This window comes from Geofilum rhodophaeum, from assembly GCF_002210225.1.
In the GTDB taxonomy this organism is placed as follows: Bacteria; Bacteroidota; Bacteroidia; order Bacteroidales; family Marinilabiliaceae; genus Geofilum; species Geofilum rhodophaeum.
In genome coordinates, this window is sequence record NZ_MWUJ01000007.1 from 133,227 (window position 1) to 155,074 (window position 21,848).

At 51.7% G+C, this 21,848-nt stretch carries 15 protein-coding genes; 3 read left to right on the plus strand and 12 right to left on the minus strand.

Translation table 11 applies throughout. The features are described 5' to 3' along the window. Positions 1–99: 99 nt before the first annotated feature. On the minus strand, positions 100–996 hold the full coding sequence (locus B4W65_RS08600; protein WP_088654739.1) for a DUF4349 domain-containing protein: 897 nt from the start codon (positions 994–996) through the stop codon (positions 100–102). A 72-nt stretch (positions 997–1,068) separates the two neighbouring features. Next, a complete protein-coding gene (locus B4W65_RS08605) occupies positions 1,069–2,061 on the minus strand; it encodes a hypothetical protein (protein WP_088654740.1) in 993 nt (330 codons plus the stop codon). 430 nt (positions 2,062–2,491) lie between these two features. On the opposite strand from B4W65_RS08605, the gene B4W65_RS08610 reads away from it, so the two are divergent. Beyond that, positions 2,492–3,061 (plus strand): YceI family protein, encoded by a 570-nt coding sequence (locus B4W65_RS08610; RefSeq protein ID WP_088654741.1) that lies wholly within the window; start codon positions 2,492–2,494, stop codon positions 3,059–3,061. A 77-nt stretch (positions 3,062–3,138) separates the two neighbouring features. Here B4W65_RS08610 and B4W65_RS08615 read toward each other — a convergent pair whose 3' ends face one another. From B4W65_RS08615 to B4W65_RS08625, 3 genes are read right to left on the minus strand one after another with little or no spacing between them, the layout of a single operon-like run. Next, a complete protein-coding gene (locus B4W65_RS08615) occupies positions 3,139–3,849 on the minus strand; it encodes an FkbM family methyltransferase (protein WP_158522811.1) in 711 nt (236 codons plus the stop codon). A gap of 27 nt (positions 3,850–3,876) precedes the next feature. Then, the gene (locus tag B4W65_RS08620) at positions 3,877–6,315 is read right to left on the minus strand and encodes a glycoside hydrolase family 2 TIM barrel-domain containing protein (protein ID WP_088654743.1); all 2,439 of its coding nucleotides are present in this window, start codon (positions 6,313–6,315) and stop codon (positions 3,877–3,879) included. A gap of 47 nt (positions 6,316–6,362) precedes the next feature. After that, entirely contained in the window at positions 6,363–8,444 is a 2,082-nt protein-coding gene (locus B4W65_RS08625; RefSeq protein ID WP_088654744.1) for a beta-galactosidase, read from the minus strand. 154 nt (positions 8,445–8,598) lie between these two features. Between B4W65_RS08625 and B4W65_RS08630 the strand changes: the two genes are divergently transcribed. Next, positions 8,599–9,357 carry a superoxide dismutase gene (locus B4W65_RS08630; RefSeq protein WP_088654745.1) on the plus strand — a complete coding sequence of 253 codons (759 nt, stop codon included), beginning with the start codon at positions 8,599–8,601 and terminating at the stop codon, positions 9,355–9,357. A gap of 157 nt (positions 9,358–9,514) precedes the next feature. On the opposite strand, the gene xyl3A is transcribed toward B4W65_RS08630, so the two are convergent. Then, positions 9,515–12,133, minus strand: coding sequence for a xylan 1,4-beta-xylosidase (gene xyl3A, locus B4W65_RS08635; RefSeq protein ID WP_240509519.1), 2,619 nt, complete (start codon positions 12,131–12,133; stop codon positions 9,515–9,517). Positions 12,134–12,257: 124 nt separating this feature from the next. Here xyl3A and B4W65_RS08640 point away from each other — a divergent pair, with 124 nt between their 5' ends. Further along, a complete protein-coding gene (locus B4W65_RS08640) occupies positions 12,258–12,830 on the plus strand; it encodes a PhnA domain-containing protein (protein WP_088654746.1) in 573 nt (190 codons plus the stop codon). Between the two features lie 514 nt (positions 12,831–13,344). Here B4W65_RS08640 and B4W65_RS08645 read toward each other — a convergent pair. The 6 genes from B4W65_RS08645 to B4W65_RS08675 form a co-directional block, all read right to left on the minus strand. Further along, on the minus strand, positions 13,345–14,055 hold the full coding sequence (locus tag B4W65_RS08645) for a hypothetical protein (protein WP_088654747.1): 711 nt from the start codon (positions 14,053–14,055) through the stop codon (positions 13,345–13,347). A 232-nt stretch (positions 14,056–14,287) separates the two neighbouring features. Then, positions 14,288–15,058, minus strand: coding sequence for a peroxide stress protein YaaA (gene yaaA / locus B4W65_RS08650; protein WP_088654748.1), 771 nt, complete (start codon positions 15,056–15,058; stop codon positions 14,288–14,290). 14 nt (positions 15,059–15,072) lie between these two features. After that, on the minus strand, positions 15,073–16,839 hold the full coding sequence (locus B4W65_RS08655; protein ID WP_240509520.1) for an ABC transporter ATP-binding protein: 1,767 nt from the start codon (positions 16,837–16,839) through the stop codon (positions 15,073–15,075). Continuing rightward, positions 16,836–18,587, minus strand: a complete 1,752-nt coding sequence (locus tag B4W65_RS08660) for an ABC transporter ATP-binding protein (protein WP_088654749.1) — start codon at positions 18,585–18,587, stop codon at positions 16,836–16,838. The genes B4W65_RS08655 and B4W65_RS08660 overlap by 4 nt, the downstream gene beginning before the upstream one ends. A 12-nt stretch (positions 18,588–18,599) precedes the next feature. Continuing rightward, the gene (locus B4W65_RS08665) at positions 18,600–20,003 is read right to left on the minus strand and encodes a glutamate--cysteine ligase (protein ID WP_158522812.1); all 1,404 of its coding nucleotides are present in this window, start codon (positions 20,001–20,003) and stop codon (positions 18,600–18,602) included. Positions 20,004–20,343: 340 nt separating this feature from the next. Further along, positions 20,344–21,399: a glutamate ligase gene (locus B4W65_RS08675; RefSeq protein ID WP_240509521.1), complete on the minus strand. Its 1,056-nt coding sequence runs from the start codon at positions 21,397–21,399 to the stop codon at positions 20,344–20,346. Positions 21,400–21,848 lie beyond the last annotated feature (449 nt).

Genomic DNA, 21,848 nt, shown 5'->3' on the forward strand with positions numbered 1-21,848 from the left:
TTTCTCTACTATTGGCCTACAACACAGCTATAGCGTCAATTGGACCCAGCCCTCTGTGCTCATTTCAAATTCAAAAACAGAAAGTCGACTACATTACGCCTACTTCCTGCCCTTTCTCCGCCTCCACAGCTTCATAACAAAGTAAACGATGACTGCCAGGATCAGGAAAAGAGACCAGTTGGTAGCAAGACCAATGATGAAGTTGAGGAAGCGGTCCCACCCTTTGGTCAGGCCTTCCCAGAGGCGGGTAAAGAAGCCGTCTTCTTCAACCTGGGCCTTCTCATGCTTTATGTGTTGGTAAATTTCGATGTTAAGCGTGCTGTATTTTACACGGTCGTTTAAAAATTTGAGGCGACCAACAACACGTTCCACCCCGTTCTCGAGTTCGTCTATGCGCTTCTGTATTTGCAGCATTTCTTCCACATTCTTGGCTTGCTTCAACATTTCGTTATAGCGTTTCAGAAAGCTGAGTATGTTCTTTTGCCGCAGTTCTAAATCAAGATACTCTTCGGTTACATCACGGGCAGTAATTTGCTTGGAAACAATGCGTCCTTCCCCTTCTTCAACACCTTTCACAAAGGCCTCAAAGCGGTCGCTGGGAATACGAATACTTAAGGTGTACGACAAGCGGTTCCAGGCATCCTGGTATTGCTCATTAGAATAATAGCCCTTGTGTGTTTGGACCAATACATCGAGGCCGGCCTTGGCTTTTTCCACTTCCTTTACCTCAATTTCCATGTCCCCCTGCCGGATAATAAGAGACTTAACAACTTCGTCGGCGGGATCTTGGTCATCGCCTGTTTCGGAAAAGGATGGTGGCGGTGGTACGACTTCCGCCTGACGGGTAATGGGAATGATTTCTTCCTCAACTTCCATGTCGTAGAGGGCATTGTCATCCGGAAAGGAATTTTGCTGGCCGCAGGCGGTCAGCAAAAGGAACAAAAACACGCCTGCGGCCACGGATGGGGACAAAAGCGAAGGAATTGGGTTTCTCATTTTGGGTTGATTTATAGTTGCTGATTTATCTTATCAAAATAACGAAAAAAAATCCAAATACCAGCCAAATCGCTAATCTCTTCGGGCAGCAATAAAATCCTGAACTTGGCCATTCGAAGCGCCGTAGCTGACAATTTTAACATCCAGGGGCGCTTTGGCAAACCTGGAGAGTGCCAACCCTATCGCATCGAAGATCCATTCGGACTTATTGCCAAATACACCACCACCTACAAGAGTTAAAAACAAGCGCTTGTTCCCGGTCTTTTTGAAATTTTGTAAGGCGGCATAGAATGTGGCCTCGTAGGTGGCCTCAAGGACAAATCGGGAAAATGCCTCCCATTGCAGAGCGGGGATATTTGAATAACCGACCGGCAACGCGGAACAATAGCACTGACTTACTTTAATCTTGTCGGCACTAATGGTGACCTCAGCATTGTTTTGCACGCCAATACGCAATTTTCCTTTTAAGGCTTCATAATCAGTTTCAGTTAGCCCGCTCAGTTCCCTGCTTATTGATTTAAGCCCCTCACTAGTTGCCAATGCGTAGCCGTTGGTCATGGCCCAGAGTTTTCGCTCACGGTTATTTAAAATGGCCCCCACATCGCTTAAGCAATCAATTTGTTTGTGCGCTGTTTGCCCAATTTGAGTGCCTAAATCAACAAAATAGTTTCTATAGATGGTTCCTGCTCCGCATGCAATGGCACAGGCAGGACCTTGTGTTTTATCGAAATAATAGCCGTTGACGCCCTGTTCGGGCGTTACATCGGGACTGGCCATTTCAAGCAAATTAAACTGTGACGCTACCTGAAAGGTGGCTCCGTTGTTCTCAGGAAGCGTATGCAACTTTTGAACATCAGCAACCACTTCGGACAGCTTAATGTGGCCATTAAGCGGATCCAAAAGCACCGTTCTTCTGAGTTCTTCCAACGATGGCTGATCAAGCCTTCCGTACGAAAAAGCAGCGTTATTCACTCTCGAAATAAGATGCTCGCCTTCAACATAAAGGTTGGCCCTAACCTGATCGGGGCTTTCTTCTTTAAAGCCCGTTAATTGCTCAAACCACATAAGTGTGTACTCTCCAATTTAATAATAGCGCAATCCAGCTTCTAAATTTCACCCAAAGCTACTGCAGCATTTCTTCAGCGCAGCATATTATGCCCCGCAAAAACTTTATTACAGGGCTCTATTGGATTAATGAAAAATATCGTTTTCTAATATAATAAAAAACCATTAAATACACTCGCAGCCCTTGATTAAAGCCGGGCTAAAGAAAAACACTACACTAAAAAGCGAAAAAAACACCCTCCCCCCCCGCAACCTCCACCTCGTCACGGGCCCCTTACAAACAACTGACTTCCAGAAGCACCAGAGGCCTTACATCCATTAAAAACCAGCTGTTTAAACATTTCAGGCATCCATCTGTTTGTATCAGTAACCCGGGAGGGTTAAAAACAATGGTACAACAGCGCATTGTAAACACTAAAACAGAAGAAAAATGAAAAAACTGATGATTATTGGCGCAATGCTTGCGCTTACGGTTGGCACCTATGCCCAGACACAGTGGAAGGTGGATCCTTATCACTCCTCGCTGAATTTTGAAATTAAGCATTCGGGCATCAGCATGGTAAATGGTAAGTTTACCGACTATACGGGGACTTTAACCACGCAGGGGGAGGAACTAAAGGATGCGGCTTTTGATTTTACCGTGCAGGTAAAAAGCATCAATACTGCTGTGGATGCCAGGGACGAGCATTTGCGGAGTGCCGACTTTTTTGAGGTGGAGACCTACCCCGAAATGACTTTTAAAAGTACAAAGATTGAGAAAACGGCCAATGCAGACCAGTACAAACTGTATGGCCAACTCACCATTAAGGGGGTAACCAAAGATGTGGTGGCCGACCTGTACTATGGTGGCAAGGCTGAATCTGACCAGGGTGTAAAAATTGGTTTAAAGGCCGAGGCGGTGATTGACCGCTTCGACTACAACATTGATTTTGATCCCACCGCTGCGGGTATTGGCAAAGATGTGCACATTAAGGTGCACCTGCAATTTGCTAAGCAGTAACATACAAAACCGCCCCGTGCCAACTTCTTGTCGACACGGGGCGCTTTGCTTCTTGCTTCAAAATTTCCGGATGCTGCCTATGTGGCCTTAAGGACGTCCGCTTTTATAAAAGATACTTCTTCGAAACTTTCTGATACGGCATACACCTTATAACCATTTTGTTTTAGAGCCTTTACTGCAGCTTTTGTTTTAAGCATTCCATCTACAAAGCAACGGTCGTGAAATTCGATCAGGATTTGCGTTATAGGCAGCTGGGCACTCAGGATGTTTTCAATGACATCGTACTCAGCCCCCTCAATATCCATCTTCAACACATCAATATGCTTATGCCCCAGTTGGGTCATAATGGTTTCCAATGTTTTCACTTCTACTTGAACTACCTTTTGCGAATCGGTATTCTTCTGCTCAATCAAACTGCCCGACACATACTCGGGGTTGGAAGGAAGGAAAAAATCAACAAGGTCGTTCTTCGGACTGATGCCGACTTCAAAAAACCGAAAATTGTCGGGTAGGTTTTGTCCCCTTACCCAATGGATGGATTTGGGGGTGGGGTCGAAACCATAAACCCGACACTGGTGTCTGGCCATTACCGCCTGGTCAAAAGACAGGTCTTCTCCTATACCAAAGGAATACACAAGCGATGCTTCGTTCAACAAATTGGGATACAGATAAAACCCGCCGTAGTCGTTACCGTACCACTCGTGTTTCAACCTCAATCCTTTTCGTAGGTGACTGTATTTCCCGGACAGTTGTAACAGGAAGTGCTTGAGCTTTGCTTTTATTGCCATGTGCGATAAATAATGCATGCTTAACGCCTATTCTGCTGTGCTGCGAAGGGTGAGTTTCTGTGTTTTTAGTCCTTTGCCACTCACCTGAAGGGTTATGTCGCCGGCCTGCCCGGTCGATTCCACGGTAACCACGAGTTGTCCACTGAAGGCTTTCATGGTGGGTTTATGGAACATTTCGAGGGAGGTGGGGTCGCCGTTGCAAACCACTTTGAATTTACCGGCTCCGCTTACTTTAAAGTTGAGCTGGTTGGCGGCGGTGGCGCAGAAATTACCGTCTTTATCCACAACCGAAACGGTAACGTAGCTGAGGTCTTTGCCGTTGGCTTTAATTACGGGGCGGTCGGCTTCTAATTTAACGGTGTGGGCCTTGCCGGCGGTGCGGATTTCTTTCTCGGCGGCGGGGCGTCCTTCGTCGTCGAAGGCGACGACTTTAACGGTGCCGGGCTCATACTTCACGTCCATCCACATCAGTCGGTAACGCTCCTGCTTACTGCCGTCTTTGGTTTTGGTACGGATACCCTGACTCTTGCCGTTGATGAAGAGCTCGGCGCTGTTGTAATTGGTGTACACAAATACGGGGGTGACTTCTCCCTCTCGTCCTTCCCAGTTCCAATGGGGCAATATGTGCAGGGTTTTGTCCTGGGTGTTCCAGCGACTGCGATAGAGGTAGTAGCGGTCCTTGGGCAGTCCCGCCAAGTCCACTATGCCAAAGTAGGAGCTGCGCGAGGGCCAGTACTCGTTGTAGGGAGTGGGCTCTCCAAGGTAGTCGAAGCCGGTCCATACAAACTCACCAATTACCCAATCGTGGTCGTCCTGAAGTACAAAATCGTCTTCGGGGAGATTCGACCAGGGGCAGTATTCCAAATCGTACGAGGAGCTGTGTCCGTCGTTGTAGGTTTTATTTTTATGTGTTTCGACGGGGAATTTATAAACACCTCGGGAACTAACAGTAGAGGCGGTTTCGGATCCAAGGATGAAGCCTTGGGGAAAGCGCTCATAGGCCTCTTCGTACAGGTGTACACGATAATTTAATCCGGGAATGTCAACCAATGCACCAAATCCACTTTCCATAACGGCTTTTACCTGATCCATACCCACGGTAACAGGTCGGGTGGGATCTTCGCGGTGGAAGATGTCTTGCAGCCACTTGGCGCGCTTAACGCCGGCGGCACCATGCTGGTCGGGCACTTCGTTGCCGGAGCTCCACATAACTATGCTGGGGTGGTTGCGCAGTGCACCCACCAGGTTGACCACATCCTTCTCGGCCCACTCGTTAAACCAGCGGTTGTAACCGTTGGGGACTTTGGCTCGGGCCCATTCGTCGAAGCTCTCGGCCAGAAAAAGGATGCCCATTTCGTCGGCCAGGGCGACTTGCTCCAGGGACGGCATATTGTGGGCCGATCGCACAGCGTTGGCGCCCATATCTTTCATGATGCGCAACTGACGCTCGAGGGCGGCTTCGTTGACGGCGGCACCGAGGGGACCCAAATCGTGGTGGAGGCAAACGCCTTTGAATTTAACGACGCGGCCGTTCAACACCAGACCTTTACCGCGCTCGTAAACCACACTGCGAATACCGAAACGTACGGTTTCCTCATCGCGCAATTCGTTGTTCTGATAGAGACGCAAACGCGCGTGGTACAAATGAGGGTGATCCAGATCCCAAAGCTGGGGATGGGCTACTCCGAGGTTGAGTTCCATTTTTTTACCAAACTGCTGGCTGCTGGTCTCCCGGGCAACTACTTTCCCGTCGGGGGCAATGACTTCGGCCTCCAGGCGCAGGTTGTTGCCGGTGACTTCGGTCTTTATATTCACCTGGGCCTGCTCTTCGGCTACAAGCGGAGTGGTAATGAAGGTCTTCCAATGATCAAAACTGACCTCATCTTTGACCAGCACCTGGACTTTTCTGAACAGTCCGGCACCGGGATACCAGCGGCTGGATTCGGGCTGATTTTCGAGGCGGACGGCCAACAGGTTTTCCTGACCGGGCTTCAGATAATCGGTGATGTCGAAGTAGAAATAGCTGTAGCCATAGGGCCAATTGCCGACTTTCTCTCCGTTTACCCAAACGTGGGCATCGCTCATAGCGCCGTCGAAGGTCAGGAGGACTTTCTTGCCTTCCTGGTAGGCGGGCACTTTAAAGGTCTTGCGGTACCAGCCGACTCCTATGTGCGGCAGGGCACCGGTTCTGCCGGTGCGCAAACGGGCTTCGGTATCCATATCCTGCTCTACCTTGACTACCTGCATATCTACATCACGGTCGAAGGGACCGGCAATGGCCCAATCGTGGGGAACGCTTACGGTCTCCCACTCTTTAGTATCCAGCTGAGGCTGATGGGCATCGGGTACATCCTGCCGAATAAAATACCAGTCCTTGTCCAGCGTTTGTAAGCTGCGTTGCTGGGCGCTTGCGGGCAATACTGCCAGACTCAAAATAAAGGAAAGGAGCAAAAATGTTTTGCGCATAATGTTCAATATTTAGTGTTTATGTTGTTACTGTATGTCATGCTTCGCTATCGGGGTAGGCGCCATACCAGCACATCGGCGGTGGAAAGGCTGGCTTGGCCGATTATAATCTTGCTGCCTTTGGGCAGGGTCATTTCATAATCCTTATCGCTGTAATTCATGGCAATGCCGAGTCCGTCACGGTACTCAACAAGCACTCCGGGGGGATAGTTTTCGATGGGCAGATTCAGGCGCTCGAAAAGCTTGGTCAACACGGCCTGCTCCAGACGCCCCTGGTGACTGTCGGCACCCACGTAGGTAACACTCCCTTGTCCGTAAGCCTGGTGCGTGACGGCAGTCTTACCTTCGTAAAAGTCGCCGACAAAGCGGGCCCAGCTTTCGGTGCCTTCGTTTGGTTCCAACACATCGCCCCAGCTGGTCCAGCCATAACGCTCCCCTTCCATCACTACGGTATCGGGTGCATGGGGGCGCAACAGGTCGTAAAAGGGAATGCTGGCGCCCAACAAGTGATAAATGGGGGCTGCGTGAGGGGTTTCCCAAAGGTGACCCTTTTCGTTTTGGTGGGCGGTGCGGACCGACATCACGAGATGACCGCCCTGCTCGGTATAGCGCGTGAGCTTGTCGATGAGGGGCTTGCTCATTTGCTGGTAGGCCGGGACGACCAGCACAGGGTAGGCCGAGAAGTCCATGCTGTCGCGCACAAAATCAACGGGAGCACCAAGCGATTTCAGTGCTTTGTAATACTTCAGCACATGAGCCTCGGTATCCCACTCGGTGGTTTGCTTATTCTGTTGCATGGCCACATAATTGTCTGGATCGTACAAGATGCCGGTCTTCCTGGCGGCATAGGCCGCCGGCACCTCACCCTGCCGGGCTTCCTGGCGCACTTGCGCCACCTCTTTTATAAACTGCTGGTATTCGAGTCCGCCTGCTGTGGGACTAACGCCATCGGGTCCCACAATGCCGTAGTGGTATTGCTCATAACCGTAAATGGGGGCTCTGAAACGGTAGGTACAAACGAATTTTCCCTCACCGGCAAAAATATGCCACAGCCAAAGACGTACGGCACCAGGCAGGGGCTGGGAATTGATGCTGCCCCAGTTGACCTGACCGGGCTGCAATTCCATAACGCCCATGAGGGGCGAAAGGGGCCTGAAGTAATCGTTGGCCATGGCGATGCGGGAGTACTCCCCTACCCGATAGCCTTTGGGGCCCAGTCCCTCGTGCTCGCCATAAACCATGTAGCGGGTGTAGGTAATGAAGTCGAGTTCCTTACTTTGTCCGATAAAGCGGGCATCGTACATGGGAATGTAGTTGGTGGTGATCCACTGCCATTCGGCGGCATGCTGCCGAATGGTGCGGGCCTGCTCATCCAAAAACGAGGAAGTCTCCTCATCGGCAAAGCGACCGTGGTCGAGGCGCTGATACAGGTTCATTCCCCACTGCTGATGCTGTGGCAGATTGATTTCCGACCAATCACTGAATACGACACTCCAAAAGTTGGTGCCCCAGGCTTGGTTCAGGTCGTCGATGCTTCCGTACTTCTTCTGTAACCACAATCTGAAACGCCTCAGGGCATCTTCGCTGTAATCGACGGTAGAACGGGGTTCGTTATCAAGCTGCCAACCAATGATGCGCTCATCCTGGCCGTAACGGCGGGCCAGTTCGGCGATCAGTTTTTGCGAGTAGCTGCGGTAGTATTCGTTGGAGAAAGAGGCATGCTGACGGGCACCATGGTCCATGCGGGTGCCGTCCTCATGGGTTATCAATACTTCGGGGTGTTTGCGTACGAGCCATACCGGCGGGGTAGCCGTGGAGGTACACATAATGACCTTTAGTCCGTGCTTGTCGGCCAGGGCCACTGCTTTGTCGAGCCAGGCAAAATCGTAAACCCCTTCCTCGGGCTCCAGCTGAGCCCAGGCAAACTCAGCAAAATGGGTGAAAGTAAAGCCCATCTCCGCAATCTTCGCCAGGTCGCGGTCCCACTGCTCCTGGGGCCAATGCTCGGGGTAGTAATAGGCGCCTACGGTCATTAAATCCTCTTCCGGAAAAAAGCGCTTCCAGTCCTGAGCTTGTCCATATACAGCAAACAGCAAGGCCAGCGCGGTAATCAGCAAAATTCGATACATAAGAAAGGTAGTTTTAACCCAAAATAATTTCGCGTCTCAATAATACGGAATTTTCGCTTAGTACCCAAGCGGATAAACGGAGCATCCGGTGAACAAAAGAGCCTTACCAGCTGTTTTTCTTAGCGTTAATAGTAACCCAAAAACACATACAACTATGAAATTGAAACACTTTGTATTTACAACTTTAGCCTTGACTGCACTCACAGCCTGTGGCAGTCCCTCGGGACAACAAAACAACAACAGTCAGGCGGAGGCCGTGCAGACCGAGACCGGCACCGTTCCCGAATACAGCGGCATCGCCGTGGAGCATACCTTTGCTGCCCTGCCCTATGCCTACGATGCCCTTGAGCCCTACATCGATGCGCAGACTATGGAATTGCACTACAGTCGCCACCACCAGGGCTATTACAACAAATTTATGAAGGCTGTGGAGGGGACGGGACTCGAAAACGCCTCGCTGGAATTTATTTTTGAACATATGAGTAAGTTGCCTACGGCCCTGCGCAACAACGGGGGCGGTTACTACAACCATACCCTGTTTTGGTCGGTATTGGCGCCGGGGGGACAAGGAGCTCCGTCGCCTGAGCTTTCTTCGGCCATCGAAGAGGCCTTTGGTTCTATGGAGGCTTTTCAGGAGCAGTTCAACAAGGCAGCTACGGGTCAGTTCGGCAGCGGCTGGGCCTGGCTGCTGGTGAAGACCGACGACAGTCTGGCCGTTAGCGGCACCCCCAACCAGGACAATCCCTTGATGGATGTAGCCGAAGTACGTGGCACGCCCATTCTGGCTCTGGATGTGTGGGAACACGCCTACTACCTGAAGTACCAGAACAAGCGGGGCGATTATGTGGCTTCCTTCTGGAACCTGATCAATTGGGAAGAAGTAAACCACCGCTACCTGATGGCCATCAACTAAGCACAAGACAAGTAGAACGATACTGCAAAGCCGGGCACCTGCCCGGCTTTTTTTTATTAAGTCTCAGGAACTAATCTAAGACCCCACCGTCGATAAAGACTCAACCCACTATTACCGCTCAGATCTTAAGCTTTTGCTTCTTTTCAGAGCCGAACGTTTAATTTACAACAACTTTAAAATCTAAAGCCTGCAAGTCCTCATTTCGTGAGGAGCTGCCGACCAGCAAACGATAGTCGCCCGCCAAGGGGGTCATGCGCTCTATTTGGGGATTCCACCACTCCAGTACCTCCGCACTTAAGGCAAAGCGCAGCTCCACGGTTTCACCCTGTGGCACAAACACGCGCTCAAAACCGCGCAGGGCTTTGGTGGGACCGTCGGCATCGTCGGGTTTTTGCAGATAAAGTTGAACCACCTCCTCACCATCGTAATTGCCGGTGTTGCTCACCTTAACGCTGAGGGTAGCTGAGCCATCTGCTGCCACTTCTGTGCTGCTTAATTGGGGCCTGTCGTAACTAAAGGTGGTATAGCTGAGTCCGTAACCAAAGGGAAATTGTGCATCGCCTTCAAAATAACGGTAGGTGCGTCCCTTCATGCTGTAATCTTCAAAATCGGGCAACTGCTCAATATTTTTATAGAAGGTTACGGGGAGGCGACCAGCGGGATTGTAATCACCAAACAGCACTTCGGCCAGGGCGGTGCCCCCGGCCTGACCGGGGTACCAGGCCTGGATAATGGCAGAGACGTAACCGGCTTCTTCTTCCAGACCGATGGCCGAACCGGAGAAGTTCACGAGAATAATTTTTTTGCCTGCCTGGTGCAAGGCACGCAGGATGTCTTTCTGTACCTGAGGGAGCGCAATATCTGTACGGTCACCCCCCTTGAAGCCGGGCAAATTCACCCCCATTTCTTCGCCCTCTAAAAAGGGCGAAATGCCCGAAGCAAACACCACTGCATCTGCATCCTTCACTTTAGCTACCGAAGCCGGAATGTCCACCTCGCTGCGATAACCGATGTTAAAATCCAATTCGGCTTCGGACATGTGATGGGCAAAATTCAACTCTATGTTGTAGGACTTCCCGGCCTCTGCATTCATCTTGTATTCACGTTTGCGACCGCCGTGCTTCGAAAGGTATTCAAAAACAGATTTCCCGTCTATTTTTAATTCGGTGGCCCCGTTAATGTAAAAGTGAAAATAGACTTCCCCACTCTGGCTGGCCTCAAAGGTACTGGTGTAGCGCGCCGAAAATCCGGTAAGTTCAACACCGGGTGCAAAGACTGTGGCTCCGGCGGTGCAAAAGTGAAAAGGGTTTTGCTCGAGGGTTACCACATCGGCGCTGCCTTCGCGATTGGGATTGTTCCAGTACTCGGCTTTAAAGCCTTGCTGTCCTTCGCTTACGCACTGATTAAAAGCACTCTTAAAAATTCGATTGCCCACCCATTCGGTACCCTGCTCATAAACAACCTGAGCGTTGGATCCTACAGCGCTTTCAATGCCTTGTAAAAGAGTGCTGGTAGCAGCCGGAGTTCCGTTGTAATTGCCCCACTGCATCAAGGAATCGTTGGCATTGGGACCCATAACGGCAATCTTTAATCCTTCCTTTTTCAGCGGAAGAGCATGATCCACATTCTGCAACAAGGTGATGGACTTGCGGGCGGCTTCCAGGGCCTGTTGATGGTGCGCTTCAGAAGCCACTACATCGTGCGCAATCTTTGACCACTCCACCTTCTCGTCCGGGTCCAATTCGCCCAACTGAAAGCGGGCAATGAGCAGACGGCGTACCGATACGTCCAACTGTTCTTCGCTAATCAGTCCCTTGGCTACTGCCTCAACAAGAGAAGGATAACTGCTGCCACAGTTCAGGTCGGTGCCACTGAGCACGGCATCGGCCGAGGCGGTTTCTGCATCGGGATGGGTGCCGTGGGCTTCCGGATTGTAAAAATCATTTATGCCCCAACAATCGGAGACCATCACCCCGTCGAAGCCCCACTCGTTGCGCAGCAGATCAATCATTAAGCGATCGCTGCCACAACAGGGTTCTCCTTCAAAGCGGTTATAGGCACACATGACCATACGCACATCGGCATCCATCACCAACTTCTTAAAAGCAGGCAAATACGTTTCGTGCAAATCGCGTGGTGCAATATCGCGAGCGTCAAAGGAGTGGCGGTTCCATTCGGGACCGCTGTGCACAGCAAAGTGTTTGGCACAGGCGTGAAGCTTGTCGTAGCCCTCACCCCGCACGCCTTGCAGACCATTCACCACTGCAGCACCCAGCACCCCGTTCATATAGGGATCCTCGCCATAAGCTTCCATTCCCCGGCCCCAACGCGGGTCACGAAACACATTGATGGTTGGGGTCCACATGGTCAGTCCCTGATAGCGACCCCGCTCGCCTCGAGCCTTAAAATAGTGGTGTTTCGCCCTTGCCTCATCAGAGGCTACAGAAAACACATCCAGCACCAAATCGCGATCAAAGGAAGCGGCCAAACCAACCGGCTGAGGAAACACGGTTGCCCTTCCTGCACGGGCCACCCCGTGCAGGGCCTCGTTCCACCAATTGTATTCGGGTATGCCCAATCGCTCAATGGGCGCATTCTGGTCCACCATCAGTTGGACCTTCTCTTCCAGGGTCAGCTTCTGCAACAAATCATCGGCCCGTTCTTCGGGGGTATAATTGTTGTCCTTCCAGACTTCGGTGGAGCAGGACAGTAACAGCAAACCCATCACCGCCAGACTCACGCGCAACATCGACTTCAGCATCATGTCAAGTATCATTTAAAATCCGTAACAATTTTAAACAAAAACGTCCAATCAAAGGGGGAATAATCGAGCAAAGAAGGGGTAGTTTTTAGTTTTGTGATCAAAAGCGCTATCTTTGCGGCTTCCGTAAAATAAAACCATGAGTATTTTAAAAGCTTTAGAAGAACGCAGCAAGCACAGCTGCGAGTTGTGTGGTGCGACCGATAATCTGGCCGTATATACCCCTGCACCCGCCACCCACGAGACGGTGGACAACAGTCTGTTGGCCTGCAGCACCTGCAGTAGCCAAATTGACAATCAGGAGGCGACCGATGCCAACCACTGGCGTTGCCTCAACGACAGCATGTGGAGCGAAGTCCCCGCCGTAAAAATCGTAGCCTGGCGCATGCTCACCCGCCTTCGCGCTGAAGGCTGGCCGCAAGACCTCCTCGACATGTTTTACATCGACGAAGAGACCCTGGCCCTGGCCCGTGCCACCGGCGAAGGTGAAGAAGCCGCCCCAAAACACGTCGACAGCAATGGCGCGGAACTCAGCGCCGGCGACAGCGTAGTCCTGATCAAAGACCTGGACGTTAAAGGCAGCAGTCTCACCGCCAAACGCGGCACCACTGTCCGCAACATCCGACTCGACCCGGACAACAACGAATTCATCGAAGGAAAAGTTGATGGCCAGCAAATCGTCATCCTCACCAAATATGTAAAAAAGGCCTAGGCCTTTTTTACATCCTTCGCCCCCACCAGCTCCCCCATCTCGTCCTGCACCCCACATCCCACAATCCACGTCCTGCAAGCCATTCCCAGCTCGTCAAGCGAAGGCCTTTGTAAGTCAAGCCTCAGGAAATTTCCGTAAAGCAAAACAGCTTTCAAAGCGTAAAAATCCTGGCTGTCTGAGCCGAAGGCGAGTTCCAGGATTTTAGCGAAGAAAACTGTTTTGTAGGAAATTTACGGTAGCGCCGACTTACAAAGACCGAGTAAGGCAGCGCCGACTTACAAAGGCCGCTCAACTCTCTTGCCCTCCAATAAGTGAACTCCAACTCACAAGCGAAGGCCTTTGTAAGTCAAGCCTCAGGAAATTTCCGTAAAGCAAAACAGCTTTCGAAGCGTAAAAATCCTGGCTGTCTGAGCCGAAGGCGAGTTCCAGGATTTTAGCGAAGAAAACTGTTTTGTAGGAAATTTACGGTAGCGCCGACTTACAAAGGCCGAGCGTCACAACGAGCGGAGTTCACTTACAACCTCTCCATGAACATTCGCCTCACCTCCATCAAATACTCCGGATCCATCTTCGGATTATAAATCCGAATCATATCCTGAATCCCAAAATTCACGTGGAAATGCCCAATTGCCGCATCAAAAGCAGGCCGCTCCCAGTTGAACTTCACCTTTTTGGTTATGTCCTCAAAAAATTTCCAGTTCAATTTCTTGGGAATGGTGAAATAGCCATGGTCCTTTTCCGTTACATCGAAATACACCCCGGGATGCTTCTCATCCAGAATGAAAAACTTTTTAATACGGATAATGGCGGGACCGTCGGGCTTGCCACCCGGCTTCTTCCTGAACTCAATTCCCTCATCTACATAGCACTGCTGCAACTCCGAAATCTGGGAATAGTCCTGCAAATGACGAACCCGCACCACATGGTACTCCTTATTGTAAATATTCACCACCCCGGCAGCCGCATTAAAGTCTCCCTGAAAATACTTGCGAATACTTTGCGTAGCCCGGGTAATCTCCTCCAGGGTGTAAAGTTGTTTCACCACCAGGTAAACGTACAAGGGGCGACTGTCCACCGGATGATCGCTGTAATAATCGAAAAAACCGGGGAAAGGCTCCGGTGCCTCCATCACAAAGGTGTTGGGCAGAATCTGATCGTCGAGGGTACGCAGCGACTCCTGCTTCAGGAGATTCCCGTACCGTTCAATGTAGGGTGACGCATTCATAGTATATGGTTTTTGTTTATAATATCGATCCAGTCTCTGAAAGATATAAATTCCCCCAACCAATCACAAGCACCCTACAACACAATTTTCGGGGACTACAGGCCCTTCTATGGTCAAAAATCTGATAAATAAGGACAAACACCTCCTAAAACAAAACAACAGATGACCACCAGGCAGGTGCGTGTGCTACCTTAAGCGTCTGCACAAGAAGCCACTCGCCTGATTCAAAATCTTAGTCCCGGGTAAACACCAGACTGTTCTCTTCGGCACTCAACTCCTCGTTGTAGCCGTAGCCATCCAGATTAAAAGCCTTCAGCTCCTCGGGCGAGGTCAAACGATTTTCTATGATGTAGCGCGTCATCAGTCCCCTCGCCTTCTTGGCATAAAAACTCAGGATTTTATACTTTCCGTTTTTAAAATCTTTAAAAACGGCACTGACTACGGGCACTGAAAGCGCTTGCGGATCGATGGCAGAGAAGTATTCCTGACTGGCCAGGTTAACCAAAAAGCGGTGCCCGCCTTCCTGAATGTCTTTGTCGAGCTGGCGACTGAGCTTGTCGCCCCAAAAGGCATAAAGGTCTTTGCCCCCGGCGTTCTTTAAACGACTGCCCATCTCCAGGCGGTAGGGCAAAATCTCATCGAGGGGACGAAGAAGTCCGTACAAACCCGACAAAATGCGCAGGCTCTCCTGCGCATAATCAACTGAGCCTGGCTCCATAGACAGGGCATCCATCCCGTTGTACACGTCGCCTTTAAAAGCAAAGAGGGCGGCACGGGAATCGGACTGCTTAAAGGGCCATTGCCACTGGAGATAGCGCTCGGCATTAAGTCGCGCCAGCGGTTCACTTATTTTCATCAACTGCACCAGTTCATCCTCCGAATGGCCCCGCAACAATTCGGCCAGTTCGCTGGCCTCACGGGCAAAACGAATTTTACTGCCCTTGTAATCGGGCACCTCTCGCTCGTAGTCCAGCGTCTTGGCCGGAGAAATAATAATCATCATAAGTCTTGCTCCTTTTAATCCTGTGCCAACTGATGCACCAGTCCCGCATACTTACCACCCTGCTGCATCAACTCCTGGTGATTGCCGCGCTCAATAATGCGCCCCTCTTCCAGCACCAGTATCAAATCGCTGTGCTTGATGGTACTCAAGCGGTGTGCAACAGCTATTACGGTACGGGTCGCAAAAATGTTCTCAATGGCTTTTTGAATGTATTGCTCGGTAATGGAATCAACGGCACTGGTGGCCTCATCCAGAATAATCAGCTCCTTATTGCCACAAAGGGCGCGGGCAAAGGACAGCAGCTGACCCTGACCCTTCGACAGGTTGTCGCCATTGTCCTGCACCACAAAATCGTAGCCGCCTTTCAGCTGCCGGATAAAGGGTTCGGCATACACAAAGCGCGCGGCATCCTCAATGGCCTCATCGTCGATGCCGGGTCTGCCCAGTCCAATATTAAAGCGTATGCTGTCGTTAAACAGGAAAATATCCTGCTGCATCACCGACACGGTTTCACGAATCTGGCGCAGGGGCAAATCGCGCAGCTCTTTCCCGTTGATGGTGATGGAACCCCGGTAACCGGTGTAGGTCTTGGTAAGCAGGCGTATGATGGTGGACTTACCGGAGCCGGTGGTGCCGACCAGGGCAATGCGGTCGCCCTTGCGGAGGGTGAAAGAGACGTTTTTGAGGACGTCTTCGCCATCGGGACTGTAACGGAAGGAGACGTCTTTAAAAACGATGTCGGCTACCGCCAGCGGCGCGACGTCGCGCCGCTGAACACAATGGGCGGGCTCTTCTTCCTCCTGCTCAAACAGCGAACTGATGTGTTCCAGGGCCGAGAGGGCGCGCTGTATGGTCGTGACCTGCTGGGCAAACTGTCGAACGGGGATAAAGAGGCGGCCGAGGGTGGTGACGAAGACAATCAATACCCCAATGGTAAAGTTAAGGTCCCACACCTGCACGGCGCCGTACCAAATAACGAGGGCGGTGGCGATGGAGGTGATGCCTTCTACCACCGAATACAGGGCGGCATCGTACACGTTGGATCGATTTTGCGCATCGGAGTACTCCTTGTTGAGCCGGTCGTACTTATTAAATACCGTGTCCTCAGCGGCATAGAGCTGGATGGTCTTCATGCCGTAAAGCGTTTCCTGCAAATAGGCAGCCGAGCGGGCGAGACTGTTGCGACTCTGGTCGAAGGCGCGGCGGATTTTACGGCGCAGAAAGCGCATCACCAGCACAATCAGGGGCACCACCAGCAGCAAGACCAGGGTGAGCTGCCAGTTGAGGTAGAAGAGGTAGCCCACCAGGGCCAGGGTCTTTACCGTGTCGGCCAGGAGGCCCAAAATACCGGCGGCAAAACTCTCGGCAATACTCTCCATATCGCTGGTGAGCCGCGAAAGGGTGACGCCGATGGGATGGCGGTCGTAGTAGCGCATCGGAAAGCGCAGGGCCTTGCCGAACAAATCGCGCCGCATATCCAGAATGGCATGGCCTCCTGCTTTGGCAAAGGCATAACTGTAGAGTCCGTCGAGCAGAAAATTCACCAGCAGCACCCCGCCCAAGATCAGCGAGTAGGTTTTAAGGCCCTCCGCATCGCCGGGGAGAATGAAATCGTCGATGATGCGCTCTACCAGCCATAAGAAGGCGATGCCGGCAGCGGTGGTAAGGGGAATGGAGGCGATGCTCAGAATCAGCCACTTTTTATGGGGACCAAAATAAGTCCCGAAGCGACGCATCAGCCACAAGTCCTTACTCTTCAAAAACTTTCTCAAAAATCTCATTGCTCCCCTCCTTCCTGCACCATTTGGGTGGTGCGGTAAAAATCGGATTTTTTCAACAGCTCCTCGTGCGTGCCCATAGCGGTCAGGCGACCGTCTTCCAGTACAAGGTTAAAGTCGCAGCGCTCGAGCACGCTCATGCGATTGGAGACCAGCACCAGCATGGAGGCTACTTTGTTGTCGAAGAGTTGCTTAATCAGGAAACGTTCGGTGTCGGCATCTACGGCCGAAAACACATCGTCGAGCACCAGCAACTGCCCCGGTGCGTAGAGAGCGCGGGCGAGACTGATTCGCTGTTTTTGTCCCCCCGACAGCATGATGCCTTTTTCGCCCACCATGGTCTGCTCCTTTTTAGGAAAGCGGTCCAGTTCATCGGCCAGGGCACTGCGAAATACCGCCTTTTTTATTTCCGGCGGGTCCACCTGCAGTTCCTTGCCAAAAGCGATGTTGTTCTCCACCGTATCCGAAAACAAAAACACATCCTGACTCACCGTCCTGACCCGGGTGCGCACATCCTGGCCACGCAGACCGGCAGCGTCCGTGGCCCCGTAAAAGAGTTGTCCCGCCTCCGGCTTCAAATAACCGTTGAGCAGATTCACCAGGGTAGATTTTCCGGCCCCCAAGGGACCGGTAATGCCAACGACCTGTCCGGGTTTAATCCGGAAGTTCAAATTATTCAAGACCGGTGCTTCCCCATTGTGGTACTGAAAAGTCAAATCCGTGGCGTGCACGCCCTCATCCAGCAAATGCGCCCTCTGCTCAGCCGCCAGCGCCGGTTTGTCGTCGTCCTCCCCCTTGCGGTTCATAATGGTTTGGAGACTGGTAATTCCGACAAAGCCCTGCTGAAACACGGTCAACACCCAACCCAGTCCCATAATCGGATGAGTCAGCAACGCCGCATAAGCAATGTACTCAGTCAGCTGTCCAATGGTAAACTCACCACTGATTACCAGCAGTCCACCGGCAAACAGCACCACAATTTTGAGCACCTGCTCCATGCTGCCCAACAGCGGCATAATGAAGGACCGAATCCAGGCAATTTTCAGCGTAAAACCCAACAGCGAAACATTTTCCTCCTCCACCTTATCCTCGGCCCAATGGTGAATGTTGTAACTTTTGATGACGGCATTGCCCGAGAGGAAGGATACGGTGCGACCGGAAAGCCGCTGGAGGGCTTCCATGCGCAGATGGGTATTCTTCACCATGATAACCATACCAAAGCGCACAATGATGAAGATGACCACCAGCGGTACCATACAGTACAGGGTTAATGTGGGCGACATCGCCCACATTTTGTAAGGCGTTACCGACAGAGAAAACAGTATGTTGCCAATCTGCAACAAACCAAAACCGGTAATCATCCGCACCCCGTTAATGTCGTTGTTGATTCGCGAAATGATCGACCCGCTGCTGTTGGCATCGTAGTAGGCCTTCCCAAAAGTCGAAAGCTTGCGAAACAACTCTCCCTTCAGTTGCCGCTCCACCAAACGCCCCGGCACAAAAAAGAGAACGCGCGACAGGGAGCGGACCACCATCAGCCCTAAGGCCAGGAGCAAAATAAGTCCCACATATTGATAAAAATCGCCGCTGCTGTCCACCCGCCCCAGTGCAATGGCATCGATGCTCTTTTGAATGTATTCAGGAATGGTCACCGAGGCCCAAATGGTGAGGGCCAGGAACACAATGCCCCCGGTGTACCACCATCGGTAACGGTGCGTGTAACGCAATAAAAATTTAAGTTTCGACCACATAAATGTTTGTCCTTAATGGCAGGAACAAGGTTCCTGGAAAGTGCCGTATTGGTGCGCCTCAAGCACCTGATGCGCCTGCGTTTTGCCGGTCGTTAACAGCTCATCCAGCACATCCAGATAGGGGGCCTCCGAAGCCATGCCCAATTTTAAAGCCCGTCGCTCCAGGCCCTGTTGGGCCAAAGTTAACAAGTTGCGGGCAATATCGTGCAGACGATGGGCCCCAAATCGGGCCTCCAGGCCCATTTTGGGCACCTCCTTCCGCAGACCTAAAATCGCCTCCCTGCCCAGGTCCACCGCCATCTGGTGGGCAGCTGAAAGACTTTCGGCATCGTACAAAAGGCCGACCCACCAGGCAGCCAGGGCCGTAACCATTTCTGGACTCCCCGCATCGGCACCACGCAGCTCAATAAAACGCTTCAGACGAATGTCCGGAAACACCGTGGAGACATGCACCTCCCAGTCGGCCAGCTCCGCCTCAAAACCATATTTCTCCCTGGCACCACCCGCCATAAAAGTCCTGAAAGTCATTTCCTCCGCATCGTAGTACTTTCCGTCGCGGTAAATAAAATACATCGGCACATCCAGCAGGTAGTCCACCCACGAGGCGTAACTGAAATCCTCATCCAGGACAAAAGGCAGAAAACCACATCGGTCGTCGTCGGTATCGTCCCACACCCGTGAGCGGTACGACAAGTAACCATTAGCTTTACCCTCAGTCAGGGGCGAATGGGCAAACAAGGCCATAACGACCGACTGAAAAGCCTGCCCCACCTGCATCTTACGTACCATATCCTGCTCCGACTCAAAATCTACATTTACCTGAATGGAACAGGTCCGTGTCATCATATCCAAACCCAAACTGCCTTTCTTAGGCATATATGCCCGCATGTAACGGTAACGCTCCTTCGGCATCCAGGGTACCTCTTCACGAGGCGTAAAGGGGTCAAAGCCCATGGGCAAAGCATAGAAGCCCATCTCCTTACCCAAATCGCCCAAGCGCTCAAAGTGCTCCTTCGTCTCCGTCCAGGTAGCATGAACCGTTTCGTGCTTAGCCCCCGAAAGCTCAAACTGTCCCCCCGGCTCCAAAGTAATACTCGCACCCTCCTTCTCCAGACCAATCACCTGTCCACGTTCTGTCATAGGTGCCCAATCGTCGCCTCCCCAACGCTTCAGCAGCGCAGCAATACCGGGCGACCCCTCAGCCTTCAAGTCCACACCCGCAACACCAACACCAACATCAGCACCAGCATCAGCACCAGCATCAGCATCAGCATCAGCACCGGCGCCTCCCTCGTACGACAAGCGCCTGTTGGTCCCCCGCTCAAACAAAAACTGCTCGTGCTCCGTCCCAATCCCCCAGTGCTCAGGCCCCTTCTCTCCGGCCCTAAACCACGCCACCAAATCCTCTTTCTTCATTTCAATATCTCCAGTTTAAAGGACCAAAGTCCCCTTTTATTTATACCACTTCCTTCTAATAATAGCCGAAGACTTTAGTCTGAGGCTGCGGGTTTAAACCCGCTTACAAAAACAAGCGCTCTGCGCTTGACCTATCCCTCCCAATAATCACCCAGGACTTCAGTCCTGGGACTTGGCCCCGAGGCCGCGGACTTCAGTCCGCTTTCCAGAACAGCGCGAAGCGCTGACCTATCCTTCCCAATCATAACCCAGGGTTTCAACCCTGGGGTTTTGGGAGAGCCCGCAGAGACGGGAGAGCCCGCAGAGCCGCCAGAGCTCGCCAGAGCCCGCCCCAGAGCCCCTAAAGCTCTCCTACCGGCTCTCCCAAAACACACGCCAGCACATACTTCTCCACTTGCCGGTTCTTCCCCACATAAGGAAAATCGTGCATCGACAGCATCGCCGGCGCGTTGAGCTCCACCACAATATAGTTCTCCTCCGCCGGTTCCGCCTCCCAATCACTGATGATCATATCTACTCCGGCTATCCGCAGACCCGCAGCAGCCGCAGCCAGCACCGCCTTCTCTTTATAGAAAGCAGGCATCTCATCGGTCACATCTATGCTGTCACCTCCCGTGCTCAGGTTCGAATTCTTGCGCAAATAAACCTTCTTGCCGTCAGTCAAGACCGTGTCCAAAGAAAGTCCCTCCACGGCCAAATGCCGCTCCACTTCCTCATCCACCTTTATCTTCAACAAGGGATAACGGTAATCGTCACCGCGTCCCACATTCTTAGCCGCAATCAGCTCAGTAACCGTAGCGCATCCATCGCCCGTTACATTGGCCGGCTCCCGATAAGCGATGGCCCTGACCACCCCTTCAATCACCAAAAAGCGGAATTCCCTGCCGGCATGCTGCTCTTCTACAATGACTTTCGTAGAATGACGAAAAGCCCGATCCAGCGCCCCAAGCAAGGCCTCCTTTGAGTCGATGGCCGTACTCACGGCGATACCGTGGTCGGTATCGGCCGGTTTAACCACCAAAGGAAAGGCAGGCAAGTCCACACGCTCAAGAGCAGCTGCATCCAACACCAGCTCGCCCTTCTTCCGGTCTACAAAAAGCGCCTGTTTTTTCAACAATACACCCTTGGCCGAACGCACCCCCTTGCGCGCTAAAAACTGCTTAGTCATCCACTTATCGTTCGAAATCCAATAAGCGATCAGACTGTTGCCATCCGAGATGGTACCCTCCAAAATGATGTATTCTTTACCCTTCCAGGTAACAGCCAGCAGATTATTGTCCGCATCGATCACCTCAAAGGGAATATTCCGTCGAAGCAGTTCAGCAATAATGATTTGCGTCGTTGCCTCAAATTGCTCATAGCCCTTTAAGGGTACAAACTGAAAAGTATTCTCCATATGCATAAAATATACAGCAGCCTACGCCGACAAAAAGTGTATCCATCAAAGAAATGCAAAGTTACCCATAGCTTTTTATCATAAAAAATGCGCTTTAGGCAAAAATCCCTTAAATTTGTTGGATTAGCACAAAATACAGCACCAATATGCCCAGACAAAGAACTAAAACAAAGGTACTGCCCATAGTGTTTGCACTTATGGCTCTTTTCCTTTCTGCTTGCAGCCAAACACAAAGCGACAAATCGCAAAGGCACGCCCCCACAAAAAAAGGCGAGATCATCCTCGCCTCCCTCCCCAGCACTCCCTCCCCTGTACAGTCGAAGACTTTAGTCTGAGGCCGCGGACTTCAGTCACGCTCGAGGCAGAGCCTCGATACATCTGGTCATAAACATCTCTTTCTTTGACAGGCCCATAAGCATTGGGGCACGGGTGCCCCGAGGCCGCGGACT

Excerpts from the sequence above, each read along its gene's own strand:
- B4W65_RS08600 (WP_088654739.1), bottom strand. The coding sequence starts at position 996 with ATGAGAAACCCAATTCCTTCGCTTTTGTCCCCATCCGTGGCCGCAGGC.
- B4W65_RS08605 (WP_088654740.1), bottom strand. The coding sequence starts at position 2,061 with ATGTGGTTTGAGCAATTAACGGGCTTTAAAGAAGAAAGCCCCGATCAG.
- B4W65_RS08610 (WP_088654741.1), top strand. The coding sequence starts at position 2,492 with ATGAAAAAACTGATGATTATTGGCGCAATGCTTGCGCTTACGGTTGGC.
- B4W65_RS08615 (WP_158522811.1), bottom strand. The coding sequence starts at position 3,849 with ATGGCAATAAAAGCAAAGCTCAAGCACTTCCTGTTACAACTGTCCGGG.
- B4W65_RS08620 (WP_088654743.1), bottom strand. The coding sequence starts at position 6,315 with ATGCGCAAAACATTTTTGCTCCTTTCCTTTATTTTGAGTCTGGCAGTA.
- B4W65_RS08625 (WP_088654744.1), bottom strand. The coding sequence starts at position 8,444 with ATGTATCGAATTTTGCTGATTACCGCGCTGGCCTTGCTGTTTGCTGTA.
- B4W65_RS08630 (WP_088654745.1), top strand. The coding sequence starts at position 8,599 with ATGAAATTGAAACACTTTGTATTTACAACTTTAGCCTTGACTGCACTC.
- xyl3A (WP_240509519.1), bottom strand. The coding sequence starts at position 12,133 with ATGATACTTGACATGATGCTGAAGTCGATGTTGCGCGTGAGTCTGGCG.
- B4W65_RS08640 (WP_088654746.1), top strand. The coding sequence starts at position 12,258 with ATGAGTATTTTAAAAGCTTTAGAAGAACGCAGCAAGCACAGCTGCGAG.
- B4W65_RS08645 (WP_088654747.1), bottom strand. The coding sequence starts at position 14,055 with ATGAATGCGTCACCCTACATTGAACGGTACGGGAATCTCCTGAAGCAG.
- yaaA (WP_088654748.1), bottom strand. The coding sequence starts at position 15,058 with ATGATGATTATTATTTCTCCGGCCAAGACGCTGGACTACGAGCGAGAG.
- B4W65_RS08655 (WP_240509520.1), bottom strand. The coding sequence starts at position 16,839 with ATGAGATTTTTGAGAAAGTTTTTGAAGAGTAAGGACTTGTGGCTGATG.
- B4W65_RS08660 (WP_088654749.1), bottom strand. The coding sequence starts at position 18,587 with ATGTGGTCGAAACTTAAATTTTTATTGCGTTACACGCACCGTTACCGA.
- B4W65_RS08665 (WP_158522812.1), bottom strand. The coding sequence starts at position 20,003 with ATGAAGAAAGAGGATTTGGTGGCGTGGTTTAGGGCCGGAGAGAAGGGG.
- B4W65_RS08675 (WP_240509521.1), bottom strand. The coding sequence starts at position 21,399 with ATGGAGAATACTTTTCAGTTTGTACCCTTAAAGGGCTATGAGCAATTT.